At 70.1% G+C, this 19,657-nt stretch carries 16 protein-coding genes; 4 read left to right on the forward strand and 12 right to left on the reverse strand.

The window, feature by feature from the left end; all coding sequences use genetic code 11:
• The first annotated feature begins 3 nt into the window (after positions 1 to 3).
• Positions 4 to 312, forward strand: a complete 309-nt coding sequence (locus TMZ1T_RS02690; protein WP_004313076.1) for a DUF485 domain-containing protein — start codon at positions 4 to 6, stop codon at positions 310 to 312.
• Complete coding sequence (locus tag TMZ1T_RS02695; protein WP_004313077.1) at positions 309 to 2,027, forward strand: cation acetate symporter; 1,719 nt, start codon at positions 309 to 311, stop codon at positions 2,025 to 2,027. The genes TMZ1T_RS02690 and TMZ1T_RS02695 overlap by 4 nt, the downstream gene beginning before the upstream one ends.
• Before the next feature lie 75 nt (positions 2,028 to 2,102).
• On the opposite strand, the gene TMZ1T_RS02700 is transcribed toward TMZ1T_RS02695, so the two are convergent.
• Together TMZ1T_RS02700 and TMZ1T_RS02705 are read right to left on the reverse strand one after the other, a co-directional pair.
• Positions 2,103 to 3,545: a sensor histidine kinase gene (locus TMZ1T_RS02700; RefSeq protein ID WP_012584504.1), complete on the reverse strand. Its 1,443-nt coding sequence runs from the start codon at positions 3,543 to 3,545 to the stop codon at positions 2,103 to 2,105.
• Complete coding sequence (locus tag TMZ1T_RS02705) at positions 3,523 to 4,200, reverse strand: response regulator (RefSeq protein ID WP_004313080.1); 678 nt, start codon at positions 4,198 to 4,200, stop codon at positions 3,523 to 3,525. Before TMZ1T_RS02705 ends, TMZ1T_RS02700 begins: the two co-directional genes overlap by 23 nt.
• A 174-nt stretch (positions 4,201 to 4,374) precedes the next feature.
• On the opposite strand from TMZ1T_RS02705, the gene TMZ1T_RS02710 reads away from it, so the two are divergent.
• Positions 4,375 to 5,637, forward strand: a complete 1,263-nt coding sequence (locus tag TMZ1T_RS02710; RefSeq protein ID WP_012584505.1) for an MgtC/SapB family protein — start codon at positions 4,375 to 4,377, stop codon at positions 5,635 to 5,637.
• Between the two features lie 34 nt (positions 5,638 to 5,671).
• Here TMZ1T_RS02710 and TMZ1T_RS21270 read toward each other — a convergent pair whose 3' ends face one another.
• From TMZ1T_RS21270 to TMZ1T_RS02720, 3 genes are read right to left on the reverse strand one after another with little or no spacing between them, the layout of a single operon-like run.
• Positions 5,672 to 5,839, reverse strand: coding sequence for a hypothetical protein (locus TMZ1T_RS21270; RefSeq protein WP_004313084.1), 168 nt, complete (start codon positions 5,837 to 5,839; stop codon positions 5,672 to 5,674).
• A 10-nt stretch (positions 5,840 to 5,849) separates the two neighbouring features.
• Positions 5,850 to 7,022, reverse strand: coding sequence for a YeeE/YedE family protein (locus TMZ1T_RS02715; RefSeq protein ID WP_012584506.1), 1,173 nt, complete (start codon positions 7,020 to 7,022; stop codon positions 5,850 to 5,852).
• A gap of 13 nt (positions 7,023 to 7,035) precedes the next feature.
• Positions 7,036 to 8,031, reverse strand: coding sequence for a sulfurtransferase (locus tag TMZ1T_RS02720; RefSeq protein ID WP_004321574.1), 996 nt, complete (start codon positions 8,029 to 8,031; stop codon positions 7,036 to 7,038).
• On the opposite strand from TMZ1T_RS02720, the gene TMZ1T_RS02725 reads away from it, so the two are divergent.
• On the forward strand, positions 8,030 to 9,052 hold the full coding sequence (locus TMZ1T_RS02725; RefSeq protein WP_261789167.1) for a DUF3750 domain-containing protein: 1,023 nt from the start codon (positions 8,030 to 8,032) through the stop codon (positions 9,050 to 9,052). The genes TMZ1T_RS02720 and TMZ1T_RS02725 overlap by 2 nt on opposite strands.
• Positions 9,053 to 9,124: 72 nt before the next feature.
• Here TMZ1T_RS02725 and TMZ1T_RS02730 read toward each other — a convergent pair whose 3' ends face one another.
• From TMZ1T_RS02730 to putA, 7 genes are all read right to left on the reverse strand, one after another.
• The gene (locus TMZ1T_RS02730) at positions 9,125 to 10,042 is read right to left on the reverse strand and encodes a DMT family transporter (protein ID WP_012584508.1); all 918 of its coding nucleotides are present in this window, start codon (positions 10,040 to 10,042) and stop codon (positions 9,125 to 9,127) included.
• 344 nt (positions 10,043 to 10,386) lie between these two features.
• Entirely contained in the window at positions 10,387 to 11,100 is a 714-nt protein-coding gene (locus tag TMZ1T_RS02735; protein WP_004321579.1) for an ABC transporter ATP-binding protein, read from the reverse strand.
• On the reverse strand, positions 11,100 to 11,933 hold the full coding sequence (locus TMZ1T_RS02740) for an ABC transporter ATP-binding protein (RefSeq protein WP_012584510.1): 834 nt from the start codon (positions 11,931 to 11,933) through the stop codon (positions 11,100 to 11,102). The genes TMZ1T_RS02735 and TMZ1T_RS02740 overlap by 1 nt, the downstream gene beginning before the upstream one ends.
• A complete protein-coding gene (gene livM, locus TMZ1T_RS02745) occupies positions 11,930 to 13,261 on the reverse strand; it encodes a high-affinity branched-chain amino acid ABC transporter permease LivM (protein WP_012584511.1) in 1,332 nt (443 codons plus the stop codon). The genes TMZ1T_RS02740 and livM overlap by 4 nt, the downstream gene beginning before the upstream one ends.
• Positions 13,261 to 14,175, reverse strand: coding sequence for an ABC transporter permease subunit (locus TMZ1T_RS02750; RefSeq protein ID WP_012584512.1), 915 nt, complete (start codon positions 14,173 to 14,175; stop codon positions 13,261 to 13,263). Before TMZ1T_RS02750 ends, livM begins: the two co-directional genes overlap by 1 nt.
• A 208-nt stretch (positions 14,176 to 14,383) precedes the next feature.
• Complete coding sequence (locus TMZ1T_RS02755) at positions 14,384 to 15,478, reverse strand: branched-chain amino acid ABC transporter substrate-binding protein (protein WP_012584513.1); 1,095 nt, start codon at positions 15,476 to 15,478, stop codon at positions 14,384 to 14,386.
• Between the two features lie 346 nt (positions 15,479 to 15,824).
• The gene (putA, locus tag TMZ1T_RS02760) at positions 15,825 to 19,550 is read right to left on the reverse strand and encodes a trifunctional transcriptional regulator/proline dehydrogenase/L-glutamate gamma-semialdehyde dehydrogenase (RefSeq protein ID WP_012584514.1); all 3,726 of its coding nucleotides are present in this window, start codon (positions 19,548 to 19,550) and stop codon (positions 15,825 to 15,827) included.
• Positions 19,551 to 19,657: the final 107 nt, after the last annotated feature.

Genomic DNA, 19,657 nt, shown 5'->3' on the forward strand with positions numbered 1-19,657 from the left:
GATATGGAAAACGATATGGCGACCAAAATCGCCGCAAACCCCAAGTACCAGAAACTGGTACGCACGCGCTCCAGCTTCGGCTGGATCCTCACCGCGATCATGATGTTCGTGTACTACGGCTACATCGCGCTCATCGCCTTCAACAAGGAATCGCTCGCCGCCCGCCTGGGCGAGGGCGTGATGACGGTCGGCATTCCCGTCGGCTTCGGCGTCATCGTGTTCACCATCCTGATCACCGGCTTCTACGTGCGCCGCGCGAACTCCGAGTTCGATCAGCTCACCCGTGAAATCGTCGAGGAGGCGGGCAAATGATCGGTACCAACGCGAAACTCGCGGGCGGCCTCGTGCTCGCCCTGCTGTCCTCGGTGGCGCTTGCCGCGGGCGGCGATCTCGGCCAGGCCGAGAAGCAGGCCACCAACTGGACGGCGATCCTGATGTTCGCCGCCTTCGTGGCGGGTACCCTGTACATCACCAAGTGGGCGGCGGCCAAGACCAAGTCGGCGGCCGACTTCTACACCGGCGGTGGCGGCATCACCGGCTTCCAGAACGGCCTCGCGATCGCCGGCGACTACATGTCGGCGGCGTCCTTCCTCGGGATCTCCGCGGCGGTGATGGCGAGCGGCTATGACGGCCTGATCTACTCGATCGGCTTCCTGGTCGGCTGGCCGGTGATCACCTTCCTGATGGCGGAGCGCCTGCGCAACCTGGGCAAGTTCACCTTCGCCGACGTGGCGGCCTACCGCTTCCAGCAGACCCCGATCCGCGCCTTCGCGGCCTCGGGCACCCTGGTCGTGGTGGCCTTCTACCTGATCGCGCAGATGGTCGGCGCCGGCCAGCTTATCAAGCTGCTGTTCGGCCTCGAGTACTGGATGGCGGTGGTCATCGTCGGCGCGCTGATGATGATCTACGTGCTGTTCGGCGGCATGACGGCGACCACCTGGGTGCAGATCATCAAGGCCTGCCTGCTGCTTGCCGGCGCAAGCTTCATGGCCTTCATGGTGCTGCTGAACTACGGCTTCTCGCCCGAGGCGCTGTTCGCCGATGCGGTCCGCGTCAAGACCGAAGTGTCGGCTGCCACCGGGAAGACCGCTCTGGAAGCTTCCACCGTCGGCCAGGCGATCATGGGACCGGGCTCCTTCATCAAGGATCCGATCTCCGCGATCTCCTTCGGCATGGCGCTGATGTTCGGCACCGCCGGCCTGCCGCACATCCTGATGCGCTTCTTCACCGTGCCGGATGCCAAGGAAGCCCGCAAGTCGGTGTTCTGGGCGACCACCTGGATCGGTTACTTCTACGTCCTCACCTTCATCATCGGCTTCGGCGCGATCGTGCTGGTGTCCACCAATCCGACCTTCCTCGATGCCAAGGGCGGCCTGATCGGCGGCAGCAACATGGCGGCGATCCACCTCGCCAACGCGGTCGGCGGCAACGTCTTCCTCGGCTTCATCTCCGCGGTGGCGTTCGCGACCATCCTCGCGGTGGTGGCCGGCCTGACCCTGTCGGGTGCCTCGGCGGTGTCGCACGACTTGTACGCCACGGTGTTCAAGAAGGGCAAGGCCGACTCGGCTTCCGAGCTCAAGGTCTCGCGCATCACCACCCTGGTGCTGGGTGCGATCGCTGTCGTGCTGGGGATCGCGTTCGAGAAGCAGAACATCGCCTTCATGGTGTCGCTGGCCTTCGCGATCGCAGCCTCGGCCAACTTCCCGGTGCTGTTCATGTCGGTGCTGTGGAAGGATTGCACGACCCGCGGCGCGACGATCGGCGGCTTCCTCGGCCTGATCACCGCGGTGGTGCTGACCGTCGTGTCGCCGTCGGTGTGGGAAGTCACGCTCGGCAACCCGAAGGGTTCGGCGCTGTTCCCCTACGCTTCGCCGGCGCTGTTCTCGATGGCCGCGGGCTTCATCGGCATCTGGCTGTTCTCGATCCTCGACAACAGCGCGCGTGCCAAGGAAGACCGTGCCGGCTACATGGCGCAGAAGGTGCGCTCGGAGACCGGTATCGGCGCGGCGTCGGCCTCGGCGCACTAAGCAGCAAGCGCTCCGCCGGCATCCGCGAGGGTGCCGGCGGGCAGCACGCAAGACCGCGGGGCGGTGGGCGAAGGCTCACCGCCCCGCGGTTTTTCCGTGATGGCCGTCGATTGGCAGGAGTACGCGCACGCGGGTGCCGCGCCCGTCCGGGCCGTCGTCGATCGCGATGCTGCCGCCGTGGCCACGCACGATCTCGCGCGCGATCGACAGACCCAGGCCGCTGCCGCTGGCGCGGGTGCCGGCGTGGCGGTAGAAGCGCTCGAAGACCTGTTCGCGCACTTCGCGGGGGATGCCCGGACCGTCGTCGTCGACCTCGATGCACACCTGGCCCTCTTCGCGCGCGCAGCGCAGCGAGACCTTGCCGCCTTCGTCGCAGTACTTGAGGGCGTTGTCCATCAGGTTGGCGATCAGCTCCTGCAGAAGGGTGGGGTCGCCGACCATGCGCACCGCCTCGCGCTCGACGCCGAGATCGATCGCGCGGGCGTCGGCACGCTCGATCCAGTCCTCGACCAGGGGGTCGATCAGCGCGGTCAGCTCCACTTCCGACGCATCCGCGACCAGGCGGCCGCCTGCTTCTGCGCGGGCGAGCGCGAGCAACTGGTTGGCGAGCCGGATCACCCGCGCCACCGAGACGCGCAGGCGGTGCCGCGCGGCCTCGTCGAGCGGGCGCGACTCGAGCAGCTCGAGCTGCATCTGCAGGCCGGCGAGCGGGGTGCGCAGCTGGTGCGCGGCATCCTGCAGGAACTCGCGCTGGCGGGCGCTGGCATTGCGCTGGCGCTCGAGCAGGCCGTTGAGCGCGCGCACCACCTCGCGCACCTCGTCGGGAACGGCCTTGGGGTCGATCGGCGACAGGTCGGTGCCCGCGCGCCGGCGCAGCGACTCCTCCAGGCGCTCGAGCGGGGCGAGACCGCTCGGAATGCCCAGTCCGGCGGCGATGCCGGCGGCGAGCAGGAGCAGGGCGCCGGCGGAGACGAAGCCGAGGAGTAGTCGGTCCATCGCCGCCTCGCGCTTGACCAGGGTCTCGGCGACGGTGACGTAGTAGCCGCCCGCGGGTGTTTCGCGATACAGGCGCAAGGCGCGGATCGGCTCGCCCGCATGGACGAGATCGCGGAACAGCGGTCGCGTGGAGGGCGCGCGCGGCGGTTGCGGTGTCTCGCGGCCGACCGGGGAGTAGGGCACCGGCAAAGCGGATGCCGCATCGCTGTCGTCGAGCAGCGGCAGGGCCGCGTCGCCGCCGAGCAGGCGCCCGCCCAGGTCGCGTACGCGGAAGTAGATGCGGTCCTGGGTGTCGCTGCGCAGCACCGCCTCGACTTCGGACGACAGCCTCAGGTTGAGCCCGTCCGCTTCTGGGTGCACATGGGTGGCGATCGCGTGGGCGAGGTTGAGCAGGTTGTGGTCGTAGGCATCGCCGACCATGCCCTTGGCCGTGCCGTAGGCCACCGCGCCGGCGATCGCCAGCAGCAGGCCGGTGGGTGCGGCGAGGCTGCTGAGGAGCTTACGCCGGAGGCTGGTCTGCACCGTCGCGCTGCTCCTTGCTGCGTTCGAGGCGGTAGCCGAAGCCGCGTACGGTGCGGATCAGCAACCCTGCCGCCTCCACGCGCGGGCGCAGGCGCGAGATGCACACCTCGAGCGCGTTGCCGCTGCCGTCGCCTTGAAGGTTCTCGCGCGTCACCGTGCGCCCGTCGGCGCGCACCAGCGCCTCCAGCACCTCCCACTCGCGCCCGCTGAGCGTCATCGGCGCGCCGTCGAGCTCGGCGAGGCGGCCGTCGAGGTCGAGGGCCAGCGCCCCGAAGGCCAGCCTCGCCCCGGCGCCACCCCCGCGCCGCTGCACCGCGCGCATGCGCGCACTGAGCTCGGCGAGCTCGAAGGGCTTCACCAGGTAGTCGTCGGCGCCGAGGTCGAGCCCGTAGATGCGGTCGTCGAGCGCGTCGCGCGCGGTGATCACGATCACCGGCATGCGCTGGCCGCGCTTGCGGATGCGACGCACCAGCTCGTAGCCGCCGAGCCCGGGCAGGCCGACGTCGAGCAGGACGAAGTCGTAGCCGTTGTTCTGCAGCAGGCGGTCTGCACGCATGCCGTCGCCTTCCACCTCGACCTCGTCGCCCTGGCCGCGCAGGAATTCCGCGATGCCCTCCGCGAGCGCGGGGTCGTCCTCGACCAGCAAAAGTCTCATCTGTGCTTCTCCATGCCGCGCCGCGCGGGCGGACCCCGCGTCCATCGCGCAGCCGCGAGCGTCGTGTGGAGCGAATCGTATCCCGGCACGGGCGTGCTTGCATCGCCGCGCACGCCCCGGCGTATGATCGGGCTGTCGATCGCCCTCTGCCGGGGCCGCACCCGGCCCGCCGCCATGTCGGACATGCTGCCGCTCGATGCCGAACAGATCGAAGCCTTCCTGATCGCGACCGGAATCGGCCTGCTGATCGGCTTGGAGCGCGAGCGTGTGCCCTCGGCGCGTGCCGGGCTGCGCACCTTCGGCCTGGTCGGCATGCTCGGCGCGCTGGTGTCCATGCTCGGCGAACAGCTCGGGAGCCCCGCGCCCTTCGTCGCCGGCTTGGTGCTGGTGGGCCTCACCATCATCGCCGCCTACCTGCGCCACCCCGATTCTTCCGATCCCGGCACCACCTCGGTGGCGGCGCTGGTGCTGTGCTACTGCCTGGGCGCCGCGAGTTGGCTCGGCCACGCGCAGCTCGCGGTGATGCTTGCGGTGGGGGCCACCGTGCTGCTCTATTTCAAGGCACAACTCCGCGGCGTGGCGACGCGGCTGGAACAACGCGACTGGATCTCGATCCTGCAGTTCGGCGTGCTCTCGCTGGTCATCCTGCCGATGCTGCCGGACGAGGAGATGGGCCCCCACGGCGCGCTCAATCCGCGCCAGATCTGGTGGATGGTGGTGCTGATCGCCGGTGTCGGCCTGGCCGGCTATGCGGCGCTGAAAATCGCCGGCGTGCGCTACGGTGCCGCCTTCGTCGGTGTCTTCGGCGGCCTGGCATCGAGCACGGCGACCACGCTGCTGTACGCGCGTCAGGCGCGCGAGCTGCCCGCGGCGGGTGCGATGGCCGCGCTCGTGATCGTGATCGCCAACCTGGTGATGGTGTTGCGGGTATGGGGGATCGCCGCCGTGGTCGCACCCGGCGTCGCCGCGCCGCTGCTGAAGCTGATCGTGCCGGCGCTCGTGCTCGGCACCCTTGGTGCGCTGTGGCTGTGGCGCCGGCTCGCCGAACGTCACGAGACCGTGCTGCCCGCCACCGGCAACCCGACCGAACTGAAGACCGCGCTCGGCTTCGGTGCGGCCTATGCGCTGGTGCTGCTGGCCGCGGCCTGGCTGTCGGACTATGCGGGCAATCGCGGCTTGTACGTGCTGGCCTTCGTCTCCGGCCTCACCGACGTCGATGCGATCACCCTGTCCAGCCTGCGCCTGTACGCGCTCGAGCGCCTCGAACTGGTCGCCACGGTCACCGCGCTCGGCATCGCCATGCTCGCCAACCTCTGCTTCAAGCTCGGCCTCGCCAGCGTGATCGGGGGCCGCGCCCTCGCGCTACGTGCCGCCGCCGGCATGGCCAGCGTCGCGCTCGGCCTGCTCGCCGGCCTGGCCTGGGTGGGACTCGGGTAAGGCGCGTCCGGCTTTCGCGCCTTAGGCCTTACGCCTAACGTCCCGAGCAATGCCCCCCCGAGGCGGCCTGGCCGCTGCCGAGCGCGATCGGCGGCGGTTCCACGCGGATCCTGCTGCTGCTCATGGTGTCGAGCACCAGCAAGCCGAGGGCGATCAGCCAGAAGGCCGCGAAGCCGGTGCGGAAGAGTCTTTCCTTATCCATGTCTTCCTCCTCACGCACCGACGCGGCGGCGGATGCGCACACCGAGGATGGAGCCGGCAAAGGCGAGCGCGAACCACACCCAGCCGTGCAGGCTGGCCGAGGCGATGCCGCCCAGGTAGGCGCCGACATTGCATCCGAAGGCCATGCGTGCGCTGTAGCCCATCACCAGCCCGGCCACCGCGGCGGCGGCGAGGCGGCGCCCGGAGGGCGCGGAGAACTTCGGCGCGCCGTTCCAGCGCGAGGCGGCGATCGCGCCGTAGATCAGGCCGATGTTGGTCACCGAGGTGACGTCGGCGAGGATGGGCTCGACCAGGCGCTGCGCATGCGGCGCCACGCCCCAGAAGGCGTCGCCCGAGAGGTCCCAGCCGAGCATGGAGACCGCCTTCGCGCCCCACACGCCCATGCCATACACGATGCCCCAGGGCTGGCCTGCGACGACCAGGTGGGCCAGGTAGAGCACCGCCAGCAGCAGCGCCCCCAGCCACCAGCGCGTCGCCCAGCGCGACTGCGCGGGCCCGGCCGCGGCGACGAAGCTCGCCGTGCCGGTGCGTACGAGCCGCTCGGCGATGGCCTGCGGCGAGGGCGGTGCGTCGCCACCCGCCCTGCGTGCGGCGCGCCCGGCCAGCCAGGCCACCAGGCCGCAGCCGGCCACGGTGAGCGCGAGCGCGGTCGGCCAGCCGAAGGCGAGCAGGTTCACCGCCGGCAGGCCGCCGAGCCCGATCCAGGCGGGCTGGTGCGAGGCGCCGAGGAAGCTGCCGAAGGCGAAGGTGGGCAGCACCACGAGGGACAGCGGCGAGCCGCCGCCGGCCTTGTAGAGCGTGCCCGAGCCGCAGCCGTCGGCGAGCTGCATCGCCGCACCGAACAGGAAGGCGCCGAGCACCAGGCTGATCGTCAGCGGCGCCACTGCGCCGACCAGCTCGCCGCCGCTGCCGGCGAGCAGCGGCAGGGTGAGCGCCGCTGCCAGCACCATCAGCAGCATCTGCGCCCACAGGCCTTGCGGGTCGCGGCGCTCGATCATGTCGCGCCAGCCGGTGGTGAAGCCGAAACGTGCGCCCTGCAGTACCGCGCCGAAGCCAACGCCCAGCAGCGCGAGCAGGCCCTGGCGCAGGCCAGCCGCCAGCGTCACCGCGAGCACGCCCGCGAGTGCGCCGAAGACCAGCAGGAATCGGAAGAACCAGCGCATCGTCGCGTCCGCCTTACTTGTCGAGCGCGCGCTTGGCGTCCTGCACCAGCGCGCTCAGGCGCGAGGGCTGGTTGTCCATCGGCAGCTCGGACTGGCTCCATTCCACCACCGAGGAGGGGTAGAGCTTGACCGCCTTGTTGCCGGCGATCTCCGACATCACGAACCAGTTGGTGGCGGCCCAGTGGCCGGTGTTGCAGAAGGACACCGCGGGTGCGGCGGCGGCGCCGGACTGCGCGACCAGGGCCTTGAGCTCGCTCGCCGGCTTGAGCGTGGTGCCGCCCTGGGGGAAGAACTGCGCGTTGTCGAACGACTTCGCGCCCGGCAGCGTACCGTAGCGCGCGGCGGCGTCGGTGCGCGTCTCGCCGGCGAAGAACTTGGGCGGGCGAGCGTCGACCAGCAGCGGTGCGTTGCCGGCCTTGACCGCGGCGGCGAGCTCCTCGCTGGTGACGACCTGCTCCTGGTCGTAGCGGTAGCTGAACTGGCTGGGCGCGACCTGCGGCGCGGCGGTCTCGAGCGCGCCGCCGGCGGCCTGCCAGGCCTTGCTGCCGCCGTCGAGGATGGACAGGCGGGTGAGGCCGCCGACCTTGAGCGTCCAGTACACGCGCGCCGCGGCGCCGAAGTCGGTGTGGTCGCTGCCGGCATGCACGACGACCACGTGGGTGTCGCGATCGACCCCGGCGGCCTGCAGGAGCTGGGTCAGGGCGGCCTCGGCGGGCAGCTGGCCGGGATTTTCCTTCGGGCCGCGATACTTGCCATAGGGGGTGTTCACCGCGCCGGGCACGTGGCCAGCGGCATAGTCCTTTTCGGCGCGGATGTCGAGCACGCGCACACCGGGCTGGCCGAGGAGGGTCTTCAGTTCGGCCGGCTGGAGCAGCGGGGCGGGGGCGGCGGTCGTCGCCACCGCGGCGGCGGGGCTTTGTCCAGTGGTGCTGGCGAAGGCGGGCGTGGCGAAGCCGAGGCTGGCGGCGAGCGCGATGGTCAGGGGAAGGGGGGCGAGTTTCTTCAGCATGGTCGTGTCGTCCGTCGGTTCCGTTTGCTGGGGGCCGGCGCGCCGGACTGCGCGGCGCTGCCATGATGCGCCGCAGAATACGGGAAAGCTGAAATACTCGAAACGTCTTTCAAAGAAAAAGTTTATAACTTTTCAGAATGAAAACGACGGCTGCGCCGGCGTAGAACTCGATGCGCGAGCGGCGATCGAAGCACAACTGGCCTTGCGGCCCCGCAACAGGAAAAACCGCTTGAACACCCTCTCGATCGGCTTGCGCATCCTTGCCGTCCTGCTGCTGCTCGCGGTGGGGCTCAGCTTCGCCAATGATCCGCGTCCCGCGGTGTCTGGCGCGGAGGGCGGCTGGCGCGGCGCGGCGCGCCACTCCGCCGGCATCGCACCCGACCCCGAGCGCTTCGCGGATACCGCGATCGTGCAGGTGTATGCCGCGGCCACCTACGGCTGGCGCGGCTACTTCGCGGTGCATCCGTGGATCATCTACAAGCGTGCCGGCGACACCGTCTACACCCGCTACGACGTCATCGGCTGGGGGCGTGGAAACGTGGTGCGGCGCAACTACGCCTTGCCCGACGGGCTTTGGTTCGGGGCCGTGCCGAGGGTGCTGGTGGAGCATCGCGGCGAAGGCGTGGAGGCGATGATCGGGCAGATCGAGGCCGCGGTGGCGAGTTACCCGTACGCGGACGCGTACCGCAGCTATCCCGGCCCGAACAGCAATACCTTTCTTGCCCACATCGGCCGCGAGGTGCCGGCCTTGCGCCTGGATCTGCCCGCGAACGCGATTGGCAAGGACTATCGCCCCGTCACGCGTCCGCTGGGCGTGTCGCCTTCGGGGTCGGGCGTGCAGTTCTCGCTGCTCGGCCTGCTGGGCTTGAGCGTGGGTGTGCAGGAAGGCGTCGAGCTGAACCTCCTCGGGCTCAACTTCGGCCTCGATCTCAACCGCCCCGGCCTGCGCCTGCCCGGGATCGGCCGCCTGGGCCTCGACGACGCTGCAGTGTTCGACCGCAGCGTGGCCGGGGTGCGCTGACCTCGGCGGCCATGGCATCGGGTTTCGCAAGCGCCTCGGCTTGCGCCGCGCCCAGCGCAGTGGATGGGCTTCTCATTCGCCGCTGCCTGCGCCCTTCTCGCCCTTCGCCGCGAGGTAGATACCCACCAGCAGCAGGCTGAAGCCGACGAACTGCAGCGGCGCGAAGCCTTCGCCGAAGACGAGGAAGGCCAGCAGCGCGCTGCCTACCGGCTCGCCCAGCGTGACCACCGCGACGAAGGTGGCCGACACGTAGCGCAGCGACCAGTTGTAGGCGGTGTGGCCGAGCAGCTGCGGCCCGAGCGCCATCGCCAGCAGCACCAGCCAGGCGGTGTTCGACAGGCTGAACAGTTCCACGCCGCCCGCGCCGCTGGCGGCGAACAGGAACAGCGCCGCGGCGCCGTAGGCGAGCCAGATGTAGGCCGGCAGCCCGAGGCCGGCGCGCAGGCGGCGGCCGATCAGCAGGTAGGCGGAGAAGCACCAGCTGCCGACGAGCGCGAGGAGGTTGCCGAACATGGGGTTGCTGCCGGCGCCGGCGGTCTGGCTGTCGCTCCAGAAGATGAACAGGCTGCCGGCGAAGGACAGCGCGATGCCGCCGATCATCATCTTCGTCGGCGTCTCGCGGAAGATGAGAAAGGAGGCCAGGCCGATCCACAGCGGGTTGGTGGTGACGAGCGCGGTGCTCGAGGCGACCGAGGTGTATTCGAGCGAGCTGATCCAGGTGGCGAAGTGGAGCGCGAGGAAGAAGCCCGCGGCCAGCGCCATGCCGATCTGCCTGCGGGTGAGGCGGGCGAGCTCATGGCGCGATTGCAGGAAGGCGACCGGCGTGATGATGAGCGCGGCGAAGCCCAGCCGCCAGGTCGCGACCGCGAGCGAGCTCACCCCCTCGGCCTGGGCGAGGCGGGCGAAGATGGCGCCGAAGGAGATCGCGGCGAGGCCGATGCCGAGGACGACGAAGGGGAGCCAGCGGGCGGGTTGGGGGGTGTGGGACATCTGGAGAGGGGCGATTGGTGGGTGAGGTGGGTCGAGAGCACCCTGAGGGGCTTCGACCGGTGGCGATGCGTGTTCGAACCGATCGCGGGGACGGCACAGGTGTGCCGGCACTCGGGCGCTTCCGGAGGCGTGGCGGTTTTCCGTAGGAGCGACGCAAGTCGCGATTGCAGCGGGCGGAAATCGCTACGGCGCTGCGGCACTACCCGATCGCGACTTGCGTCGCTCCTACCCGACGCGATGCGGCGCGATTGTGCCGCATCGCGTCGAAACCGCGGCGTTTCGTCTGATCGCGGAGCGGCCCCGGTTGGCGCCATTCCTCTCGCGTCGCACGCCTCACGCGCCTCTCAGGCGTGGCCGCCCTCCAGATACGCCGCCCGCACCTCCGGACTCGCCAGCAGTTCCGCCCCGGTCCCGGCGAGGGTGATCTCGCCGTGCTGCAGCACATAGCCGCGGTCGGCCACGCGCAGGGCCTGGTTGGCGTTCTGCTCGACCAGCAGGATGGTCATGCCGTGGTCGCGGTTGAGCTCCCTGACGATCTGGAAGATCTTGCGGATGTAGATCGGCGCCAGGCCGAGCGAGGGCTCGTCGAGCAGCAGCAGCTTGGGGCGGCTCATCAGCGCGCGGCCGATCGCCAGCATCTGCTGCTCGCCGCCCGACAGGGTGCCGGCGCGCTGCGCCTGGCGTTCCTGCAGGATCGGGAACATCGCGAACACGCGCGCGGTGTCGGCGGCGTAGTTGGCCGGGTCGGCGTGGGCGGTGCCCATCTGCAGGTTCTCGATCACCGTCATGCGCGGGAAGATGCGCCGGCCTTCGGGCACCAGGGCGATGCCGCGGCGGGCGATCTCGTGCGTGTGCACGCGGGTGATGTCCTCGCCGTCGAAGACGATGCGCCCGGCGCTGGCCTTGGGGTTGCCGAACAGGCTCATCATCAGCGTCGATTTGCCGGCGCCGTTGGCGCCGATCAAGGTGACGATCTCGCCCACCTGGACCTCGACGTCGATGCCGCGCAGCGCGTGGATGTGGCCGTAATGGGCGTGCACGCCCTCCATCTTGAGCATCATGCCGCGGCCCCTCCAGTCACTTCTTCTTCCTCGTCCTCGCCCAGGTAGGCCTTGATCACCTGCGGGTCGTGCTTGACCTGCGCCGGCGTGCCCTCGGCGATCTTGCGCCCGTAGCTGATCACGCCGATGTGGTCGGACACGTTCATCACCACGCTCATGTCGTGCTCGATGAGCAGGATCGCGATGCCCATCTCGCCGCACAGGTAGAGCAGGAGTTCGTTCAGCTCCGCGGATTCGCGCGGGTTGAGGCCGGCGGCCGGCTCGTCCAGGCACAGCAGCACCGGATCGACGCACAGCGCGCGTGCGATCTCGATGCGGCGCTGGATACCGTAGGGCAGGTCGCCGGCGGCGTCGTCGGCGAGGTGGGTGAGCTTGAGGCGCGCCAGCCACATCGCCGCGCGTTCGATCGCCTGCTGCTCCGCCTGGCGGTAGCCGGGCAGCTTGAAGAGGCCGGCGATGGAGAACTTCGACGCGCGCTGCAGCACGTTGTGCTGGGCGACGATCAGGTTTTCCAGCACCGTCATCTTGGGGAACAGGCGGATGTTCTGGAAGGTGCGCACCACCTGCGCGTCGCGCGCGACGCGGTGGCTGGGCAGGGCCTCCAGGCGCATCTCGCCACGCGTCGGGTGGGCCAGGCGCAGGGTGCCGGTGGTCGGCTTGTAGAAGCCGGTGAGGCAGTTGAACAGCGTGGTCTTGCCGGCGCCGTTGGGGCCGATGATGCCGGTGATCCTGCCCGCCGGCACCTCCAGCGAGAGGTCGTCGATCGCGGTGAGGCCGCCGAAACGCATGGTCAGGTTGCGCACCGACAGCAGGGTGGCGGGTGTGTTCATCGCGCAGCCTCCGGGGTCGCGGGAGTCTTGTCGAGCGCGTTCAGGCGCACCGTCGGTTCGCGGTGCGACAGCAGGCCGCCCGGGCGCCACACCATGATCAGCACCATCGCCAGGCCGAACAGCAGCATGCGGTACTCGGCGAAGTTGCGGCCGAACTCGGGGATCAGCACCAGCAGCGTCGCCGCCAGCACCACCCCCATCTGCGAGCCCATGCCGCCCAGCACGACGATGGCGAGGATGATCGCCGACTCGGTGAAGGTGAAGCTCTCGGGCGAGATGAAGCCCTGGCGCGCGGCGAAGAACACCCCGGCGAAGCCGCCCAGCATGGCGCCGATGGCGAAGGCCGAGAGCTTGATGTTGGTGGTGTTCATGCCCATCGCCTGGCAGGCGATCTCGTCCTCGCGCAGCGCCTCCCAGGCGCGGCCCACCGGCAGCTTGCGCAGGCGCGACACGAAGGCGTGGGTCAGCAGGGCCAGCACCAGGATCAGGTAGTAGAGGAAGATCAGGCGGTGCATCGGCGAGAACTCGAGGCCGAAGAAGCCGGAGAAGGTCTGCCCGCCTTCCGGTGCGCTGCGGGTGAAGTCGAGGCCGAAGAAGCTCGGGCGCGGGATCGAGCTGATGCCGTTGGGGCCGCCGGAAAATTCGGTCCAGTTCACCAGGATGATGCGGATGATCTCGCCGAAGCCGAGCGTGACGATGGCGAGGTAGTCGCCGCGCAGGCGCAGGATCGGGTAGCCGAGCAGGATGCCGAAGCTGGCGGCGAGCGCGCCCGACACCGGCAGCGCCTCCCAGAAGCTCCAGCCGAACTGGGTCGACAGCAGCGCGTAGGAGTAGGCACCCACCGCGTAGAAGGCGACGTAGCCGAGGTCGAGCAGGCCGGCGAGGCCCACCACCACGTTGAGGCCCCAGCCCAGCATCACGTAGATCAGCACCGTGGTGGCGGTGTCGACCACGTAGCGGTTGTCGGAGAACACGATCGGCAGCGCGATCGAGGCGCCGAGCGCCACCCAGCCGAGCACGTTCACCACGCGCTGGGCGCCGTGGGCGCGGTCGGCGGCGGTGGAGGTGCTGGCGCGGTCGCGGTCCTGCTTGCGGTTGCGCGCCTGGTCGATCGCCCAGCGCAGCAGCAGGCGGCCGGCGAACACCGCGGCCACCGCCGCGGCGAGCAGGCCGAAGCGGGTCTCGATGCCCAGGCGGCCGCCCACGTCCACCGTGGTGAGGCCGATCAGCGGGATGCCCAGGATGAGGCCGACGAAGGCCACCCAGCCGGCGTCGCGCAGGCGTTCAGAAGGCGTCATCGCGTGACGCGCAAAGACGACGGCGCTCATCAGACCTTCTCCACTTCAGGACGGCCGAGCAGGCCGGAGGGGCGCAACATGAGCACCAGGCACAGGATGCCGAAGGTGGCGACGTCCTTGTATTCCGCCCACAGGTAGGCGGCCCAGAAGGATTCGATGAGGCCGATCAGCAGGCCCCCGAGCATTGCGCCCGGCAGCGAGCCGATGCCGCCCAGCACCGCGGCGGTGAAGGCCTTGATGCCGGCGAGGAAACCGATGAAGAAATCGACCACGCCGTAGTACACCGTGACCATCACGCCCGCCACCGCGGCCAGCGCCGCGCCGAGCATGAAGGTGTAGGAGATCGTGCGATCCACGTTCACCCCGAGCAGCGCGGCCATGGTGCGGTCCTGCTCGCAGGCGCGCTGCTGGCGGCCGAAGGGGGTCTGCGTGATCATCCAGGTGAAGGCGCTCATCAGGATCACCGTGGTGACGATGATCAGCATCTGGCTCCAGCCGATCTGCACCGTGAAGCCCGGCGCGTCCCACAGCACGATGCCGCCTTCGAGCACGGGCGGGATGGGCTTGACGCGCGCGCCCTGGGTGAGCTGCACGCTGTTCTGCAGGAAGATCGACATGCCGATCGCGGAAATCAGCGGCGCCAGCCGGGTCGAGCCGCGCAGCGGACGGTAGGCGGTACGTTCGACCGCCCAGCCGTAGGCCGAGGTGAAGAAGATCGACACGATCAGCACGAAGGTGAGCGCGAGCGGGATCGAGGTGACGTCGGCCGCGGCGAGGATCGTGAACGCGGTGACCGCGATGAAGGCGCTCACCATGAAGATGTCGCCATGGGCGAAGTTGATCATGCCGATGATGCCGTACACCATCGTGTAGCCGATGGCGATCAGGCCGTACATGGCGCCGAGCGTGAGCCCGTTGATCAGTTGTTGAAGGGCGTAGGCCACGATGTCTCCTGCTGTGGCGGTGCGGATGGCGCGGATCCCGCTCGGGGCCGCGCCCTGTAGGAGCGGCGCAAGCCGCGATCAAGCGCTGGATCGAAAGTCGTCGCTCGCAGCCCGTCGCCGGCCCCCGGTCTCCTTGTGGGCCGACGGGGGCACGGACACCGGCGCCGCGATTGCGGCGCCGAAGCCTCGGCTCGGACGAGCTTGCGACTTAGTTCGCGTAGTCGTACTGCCCGCCCTTCCAGCGATAGACCACGAAGCCCGGCGCCTTCTGGTCGCCCTTGGCGTCGAAGGACAGCTCGCCGATCACGGTCTTGAAGCTGCCGCCGCGCATGGCCTTCTCGAGGTCGGCGAACTTGGTGCTCTTGGCGGCGGTGGCTGCCTGCTCGAAGAGCTGCATCGCCGCGTAGGCGTAGAGCACGTAGCCTTCCGGCTCGGTCTTGGCGGCGCGGAACTTCTCCACCACCGGGGCAGCGTTCGGGTTCTTGCGCGCGTCGGGCGAGAACGTGAACATCACGTTGTCGGCGGTGGGGCCGGCGGCGGTGACGAGCTCGGAGTTGGTCATGGTGTCGCCGCCCATCACCGTGAGCTGCAGGCCGGCAGCCTGGGCCTGGCGCAGGATGAGCGCGACCTCGGTGTGGTAGCCGCCGTAGGCCATGACCTCGACGCCGGCCTGCTTGAGCTTGGTGACGATGCCCGAGTAGTCCTTCTCGCCGGCGGTGATGGACTCGCGCAGCGTCGGCTTCATGCCCTTGCCTTCCATGGCCTTGGCCATCTCGTCGGCGAGGCCCTTGCCGTAGGCGCTCTTGTCGTCCACCACGGCGACCTTCTTGCCGGCGAACTTCTCGGCGATGTAGCTGCCCGCCACCAGGCCCTGCTGGTCGTCGCGACCCATGATGCGGAAGATGTTCTTCAGCCCGCGCTCGGTGACCTGCGGATTGGTCGACACCGTGGCCATCGGGATGTCGGATTCGACATAGACCTCGGAGGCCGGAATCGTCGAGCTGGAGCACCAGTGGCCGTGCATGAACACGATGCCCTTGTTGACCATGGTGTTGGCGACCGACACCGCCTGCTTCGGATCGCAGGCGTCGTCGCCGACCTCGAGCTTGAGCTTCTCGCCGAGCACGCCGCCGCGAGCATTGATGTCGGCGATCGCCATCTCCGCGCCCTTGCGGATCTGGTCGCCGGCGGAGGCGTACTGGCCGGTCATCGGGCCGGCGATGGCGACCGACAGGTCGGCGAGGGCGGCATTCGAAAAGCCGCCGAGTGCGAGGACGGCGGTGGCGAGCAGGGTCTTTTTCATGAAACGTCTCCTTCGTGGTTGTGGTTTTGGGCCTTGGACGGGGCAGACGGCGCCAAATGGGGCCATCTGCGTCCGGCAAAGGTAAGCGAATTTTTCAAAATTGCCATCCGTGATGGCCCTAGCTGCGACTACCGCGCAGGTTCGTTGTCATCCAGCACCCCTCCGGGGGCATCCGGAAGTGCGTTGGTTTTCCGTAGGAGCGACACAAGTCGCGAATGCAGCGGCTCCGATGGCGCCGCGCCGGATTCCGTGCGCTGAAGATCGCGACTTGCGTCGCTCCTGCGGGCAGGTCCACTCCTCGCCGGGTTGCCAGCGCTGCCGCGGTGCGGGCGCGAATCGCGCACACTCATGCCCCCATCGCCATCAGGCTGGCGTTGCCACCCGCGGCGGCGGTGTTGATCGACAGGGTGCGTTCGTGCACCAGGCGGCCGAGGTCGTAGTCGGGGCAGGGCTGCAGCAGCTGCAGGATCGGGCCGCTGCGCCCGGCGACGCGCACCTGCAGCGCGTCGGCCTCGGCGTCGCTGCCGTCGAACAGCACCGCGCCGAGCGCCTTGTCGAACCAGGCGGCATCCACCGCGACGTATGCGCGCAGCGCCTCGGGGAGCGCGGCCTGCACCGTGCGTGCGGCGGCGCGGTCGGCGAGCAGCAGGCGATTGCCGCTGGCGAGCGCCGCCATCACCTGATGCAGCACGGCGGCCGCGCTGTCCGCCACGCCGGCGATGGTGCCGCGCGCGGTGAAGCGCAGGCTGTCGTCCTCGCCGGTGGGGCCGGGCAGCGCCAGGCGCAGGCCAGCAATACGGCGCGCACGGCAGGCGTCGGCGCGGTCGCGTAGCGCGGCGAGCTCGTCGCCCTCGAGCAGGCCGCGGCCGGCGCCGTCCAGCCATTCCAGGAAGCCGGAGAACGCGGCATCCGCGGCGCGGGTTTCGTCGCTGTCGGTCACCGCGAGCGCGCCATCGGCCAGCACCGGGCCGGGCGTACGCGCAAGCAGCCGGTGCAGGTAGAGCGGTCCGCCCGCCTTCGGGCCGGTGCCGGACAGGCCCTCGCCGCCGAAGGGCTGCACGCCCACCACCGCGCCGATGATGTTGCGGTTCACATACAGGTTGCCGACGTGCGCGCGCGCGGCGACGCGCTCCACGGTCTCGTCGATGCGGGTGTGCACCCCCATGGTGAGGCCGTAGCCGCTGGCGTCGATCGCGTCGATCAGGCTGTCCAATTCGGACGCGCGGTAGCGCAGCACGTGCAGGATGGGGCCGAACTGCTCGCGGCCCAGTTCGCTCAGGGCACCGATCTCGATGATCGACGGCGCGACGAAGGTGCCGTGCGCGCATGCGGCGGGCAGCGGCAGGCGGGTGATGCGGGCGCCCTTGGCAAGCATCGCGGCGACGTGGGCCTCGAGACCGTCGCGCGCCCCGGCGTCGATGACCGGGCCGATGTCCACGCGCACGTCCGCCGGATTGCCCAGGCGCAGTTCGGCGAGCGCGCCCTGCAGCATGTGGAGGACGTCGTCGGCGATGTCCTGCTGCAGGCACAGCACGCGCAGCGCCGAGCAGCGCTGGCCGGCGGAGTCGAAGGCGGAGGCGAGGACGTCCGTCACCACCTGCTCGGGGAGTGCGGTGGAGTCCACGATCATCGCGTTCTGGCCGCCGGTCTCGGCGATCAGCGGCACCTTGCCGCCACGCGCGGCGAGGCTGCGGTTGATCAGCGCGGCGACCTCGGTGGAGCCGGTGAACATCACCCCACGCACGCGCGCATCGGCCACCAGCGCGGCGCCGACGGTCTCGCCGCGGCCGGGCAGCAACTGCAGCGCTGCAGCCGGGATGCCGGCCTCGTGCAGCAGGCGCACTGCATGGGCGGCGATCAGCGGGGTCTGCTCGGCCGGCTTGGCGAGCACCGGATTGCCGGCGGCGAGCGCGGCGGCGACCTGGCCGCTGAAAATCGCCAGCGGGAAGTTCCACGGGCTGATGCACAGCACCGGACCGAGCGCCACGTGGCTGGCAGGGTCGAAGCCACGCGCCTGCTGGGCGTAGTAGCGCAGGAAGTCGACCGCCTCGCGCAGCTCGGCCACCGCGTTGGCCCACGACTTGCCGGCTTCGCGCACTGCAAGCGCGAGCAGGGTGTCGGCCTCGCGTTCGAACAGCGCCGCGGCGCGCTCCAGGCGTTCGCTGCGCGCCGCAGCCGGGGTGGCGGCCCAGTCGGCTGCGGCCGCACTGGCGGCGGCGAGCGCGTGCTCGAGGTCGTCGGTCGTCGCTTCGGCGACGCCGCCGACGACCTCGCCGCGGTCGGCCGGGTTGGAGACCGGGGTCACGTCCGCGGGCACCGCGCTGCGGCCGGCGACGATCGGACCGGCCGCGAAGGGCGTGGTGCGCGAGTTGGCCAGCGCCGCGGCGATGCGGGCGCGCACCGGCTCGCTGGCGAGGTCGATGCCGGCGGAGTTGGTGCGCAGGCCACCGAACAGCTCGGCGGGCAGCGCAATCTTCGGATGCGGCGCGCCGGCGAGCGGGGCGGCCTGCTCGACCGGGTCGGCAATCAGCTCCTCCACCGGCACGCGCTCGTCGACGATGCGGTTCACGAAGCTGGTGTTGGCGCCGTTCTCGAGCAGGCGGCGCACCAGATAGGCGAGCAGGGTCTCGTGGCTGCCCACCGGGGCGTAGATGCGCACCAGGCGGTGACGGTCGGCGCGGCCGACGATCTGGTCGTAGAGCGGCTCGCCCATGCCGTGCAGACACTGGAACTCGTAGTCGCCCGGCTGCCATGCGCGGCCGTCGGCGGCGGCGAGGTGGAAGATCGCCGCCAGCGAATGTGCGTTGTGGGTGGCGAACTGCGGGTAGATGACGTCGCGTGCGGCGAGCAGCTTCTTCGCGCAGGCGAGGTAGGACACATCAGTGTACACCTTGCGCGAGTACACCGGGTAGCCGGCCAGCCCGTCGATCTGCGCGCGCTTGATCTCGGCGTCCCAGTACGCGCCCTTGACCAGGCGCACCATCATGCGCTGGCCGCTGCGGCGCGCGAGGTCGATGACGAAGTCGAGCACGTGGGGGGCGCGCTTCTGGTAGGCCTGGACCACGAAGCCCAGTCCCGTCCAGCCGGCGAGCGCGTCGTCGGTGGCGAGCGCCTCGAGCAGGTCGAGCGAGAGGTCGAGGCGGTCGGCCTCCTCGGCGTCGATGTTCAGCCCGATGTCGTGGCGCCTGGCCTGCAGGCACAGGGTCTTCAACTTCGGCAGCAGCTCGGCCAGCACGCGCTCGCGCTGCGACCAGGTGTAGCGCGGATGCAGGGCCGAGAGCTTGACCGAGATGCCGTTGCCGTCGACCACGCCGCGGCCCCGGGAGGCGACGCCGATGGCCTGGATGGCGCGCTCGTAGTCGCGGAAATAGCGCTCTGCGTCGCTTGCCGTCATCGCCGCCTCGCCGAGCATGTCGAAGGAGTAGCGGTAACCCTTGTTCTCGTGCTCGCGGCCGCGCTCGAGGGCCTCGTCGATGTCGCGCCCGGTGACGAACTGCTCGCCGAGCATGCGCATCGCCAGGTCCATGCCCTTGCGGATCAGCGGCTCGCCGCCGCGCGCCACCAGGCGGGTGAGCGCGGAGGACAGGCCTTGTTCGCTGCTGGTCGACACCAGCCGGCCGGTGATCAGCAGGCCCCAGGTGGCAGCGTTGACGAACAGCGAGGGGCTGTTGCCGATGTGTGCGCGCCAGTCGCCGTCGGCGAGCTTGTCGCGGATCAGGCGGTCGGCGGTGGCCTTGTCGGGCACGCGCAGCAGGGCCTCGGCCAGGCACATCAGCGCCACGCCTTCCTGGCTGGAGAGCGAGAATTCCTTCATCAGGGCGTCGACGCCGGACGAGCGCGTGCGCGTGGCGCGCAGGCCGACGACGAGGTCGTGGGCGAGGGCGCGCACGGGTTCGCGCAGGGCCGCGGGGAGGCGGGCGGCCTCGACGAGCGCGGGCACGCACTCCGGCTCGGGCGTGCGCCAAGCGGCGTCGATGGCGTGGCGGACGGTGCTGCGCGCGGTCGGCGGAAGGGCGGCGGCGGCATCTAGGGCCGCTGCGGCGCGGGCGCTGGAGGGGATGTTGTCGGTCACGGCCGGGCACTCCTGGCATTGCGCACGCTGCGTCGGGCGGGCGTGCTGCAAGCGGTTGCGGGGGCGGCGGAAGACCCGCCGGAATGGCCGAATTCTTCGCCAAAAAC

This window comes from Thauera aminoaromatica (assembly GCF_000021765.1).
Classification (GTDB): Bacteria; Pseudomonadota; Gammaproteobacteria; order Burkholderiales; family Rhodocyclaceae; genus Thauera; species Thauera aminoaromatica.

What these genes read in the sequence shown, in the direction of transcription:
- TMZ1T_RS02730 (WP_012584508.1), bottom strand. Translation starts at nt 10,042, where the DNA reads ATGTCCCACACCCCCCAACCCGCCCGCTGGCTCCCCTTCGTCGTCCTC.
- TMZ1T_RS02725 (WP_261789167.1), top strand. Translation starts at nt 8,030, where the DNA reads ATGGTCGTGTCGTCCGTCGGTTCCGTTTGCTGGGGGCCGGCGCGCCGG.
- TMZ1T_RS21270 (WP_004313084.1), bottom strand. Translation starts at nt 5,839, where the DNA reads ATGGATAAGGAAAGACTCTTCCGCACCGGCTTCGCGGCCTTCTGGCTG.
- TMZ1T_RS02720 (WP_004321574.1), bottom strand. Translation starts at nt 8,031, where the DNA reads ATGCTGAAGAAACTCGCCCCCCTTCCCCTGACCATCGCGCTCGCCGCC.
- TMZ1T_RS02705 (WP_004313080.1), bottom strand. Translation starts at nt 4,200, where the DNA reads ATGAGACTTTTGCTGGTCGAGGACGACCCCGCGCTCGCGGAGGGCATC.
- TMZ1T_RS02755 (WP_012584513.1), bottom strand. Translation starts at nt 15,478, where the DNA reads ATGAAAAAGACCCTGCTCGCCACCGCCGTCCTCGCACTCGGCGGCTTT.
- TMZ1T_RS02690 (WP_004313076.1), top strand. Translation starts at nt 4, where the DNA reads ATGGAAAACGATATGGCGACCAAAATCGCCGCAAACCCCAAGTACCAG.
- TMZ1T_RS02710 (WP_012584505.1), top strand. Translation starts at nt 4,375, where the DNA reads ATGTCGGACATGCTGCCGCTCGATGCCGAACAGATCGAAGCCTTCCTG.
- TMZ1T_RS02735 (WP_004321579.1), bottom strand. Translation starts at nt 11,100, where the DNA reads ATGCTCAAGATGGAGGGCGTGCACGCCCATTACGGCCACATCCACGCG.
- TMZ1T_RS02715 (WP_012584506.1), bottom strand. Translation starts at nt 7,022, where the DNA reads ATGCGCTGGTTCTTCCGATTCCTGCTGGTCTTCGGCGCACTCGCGGGC.
- TMZ1T_RS02740 (WP_012584510.1), bottom strand. Translation starts at nt 11,933, where the DNA reads ATGAACACACCCGCCACCCTGCTGTCGGTGCGCAACCTGACCATGCGT.
- livM (WP_012584511.1), bottom strand. Translation starts at nt 13,261, where the DNA reads ATGAGCGCCGTCGTCTTTGCGCGTCACGCGATGACGCCTTCTGAACGC.
- TMZ1T_RS02695 (WP_004313077.1), top strand. Translation starts at nt 309, where the DNA reads ATGATCGGTACCAACGCGAAACTCGCGGGCGGCCTCGTGCTCGCCCTG.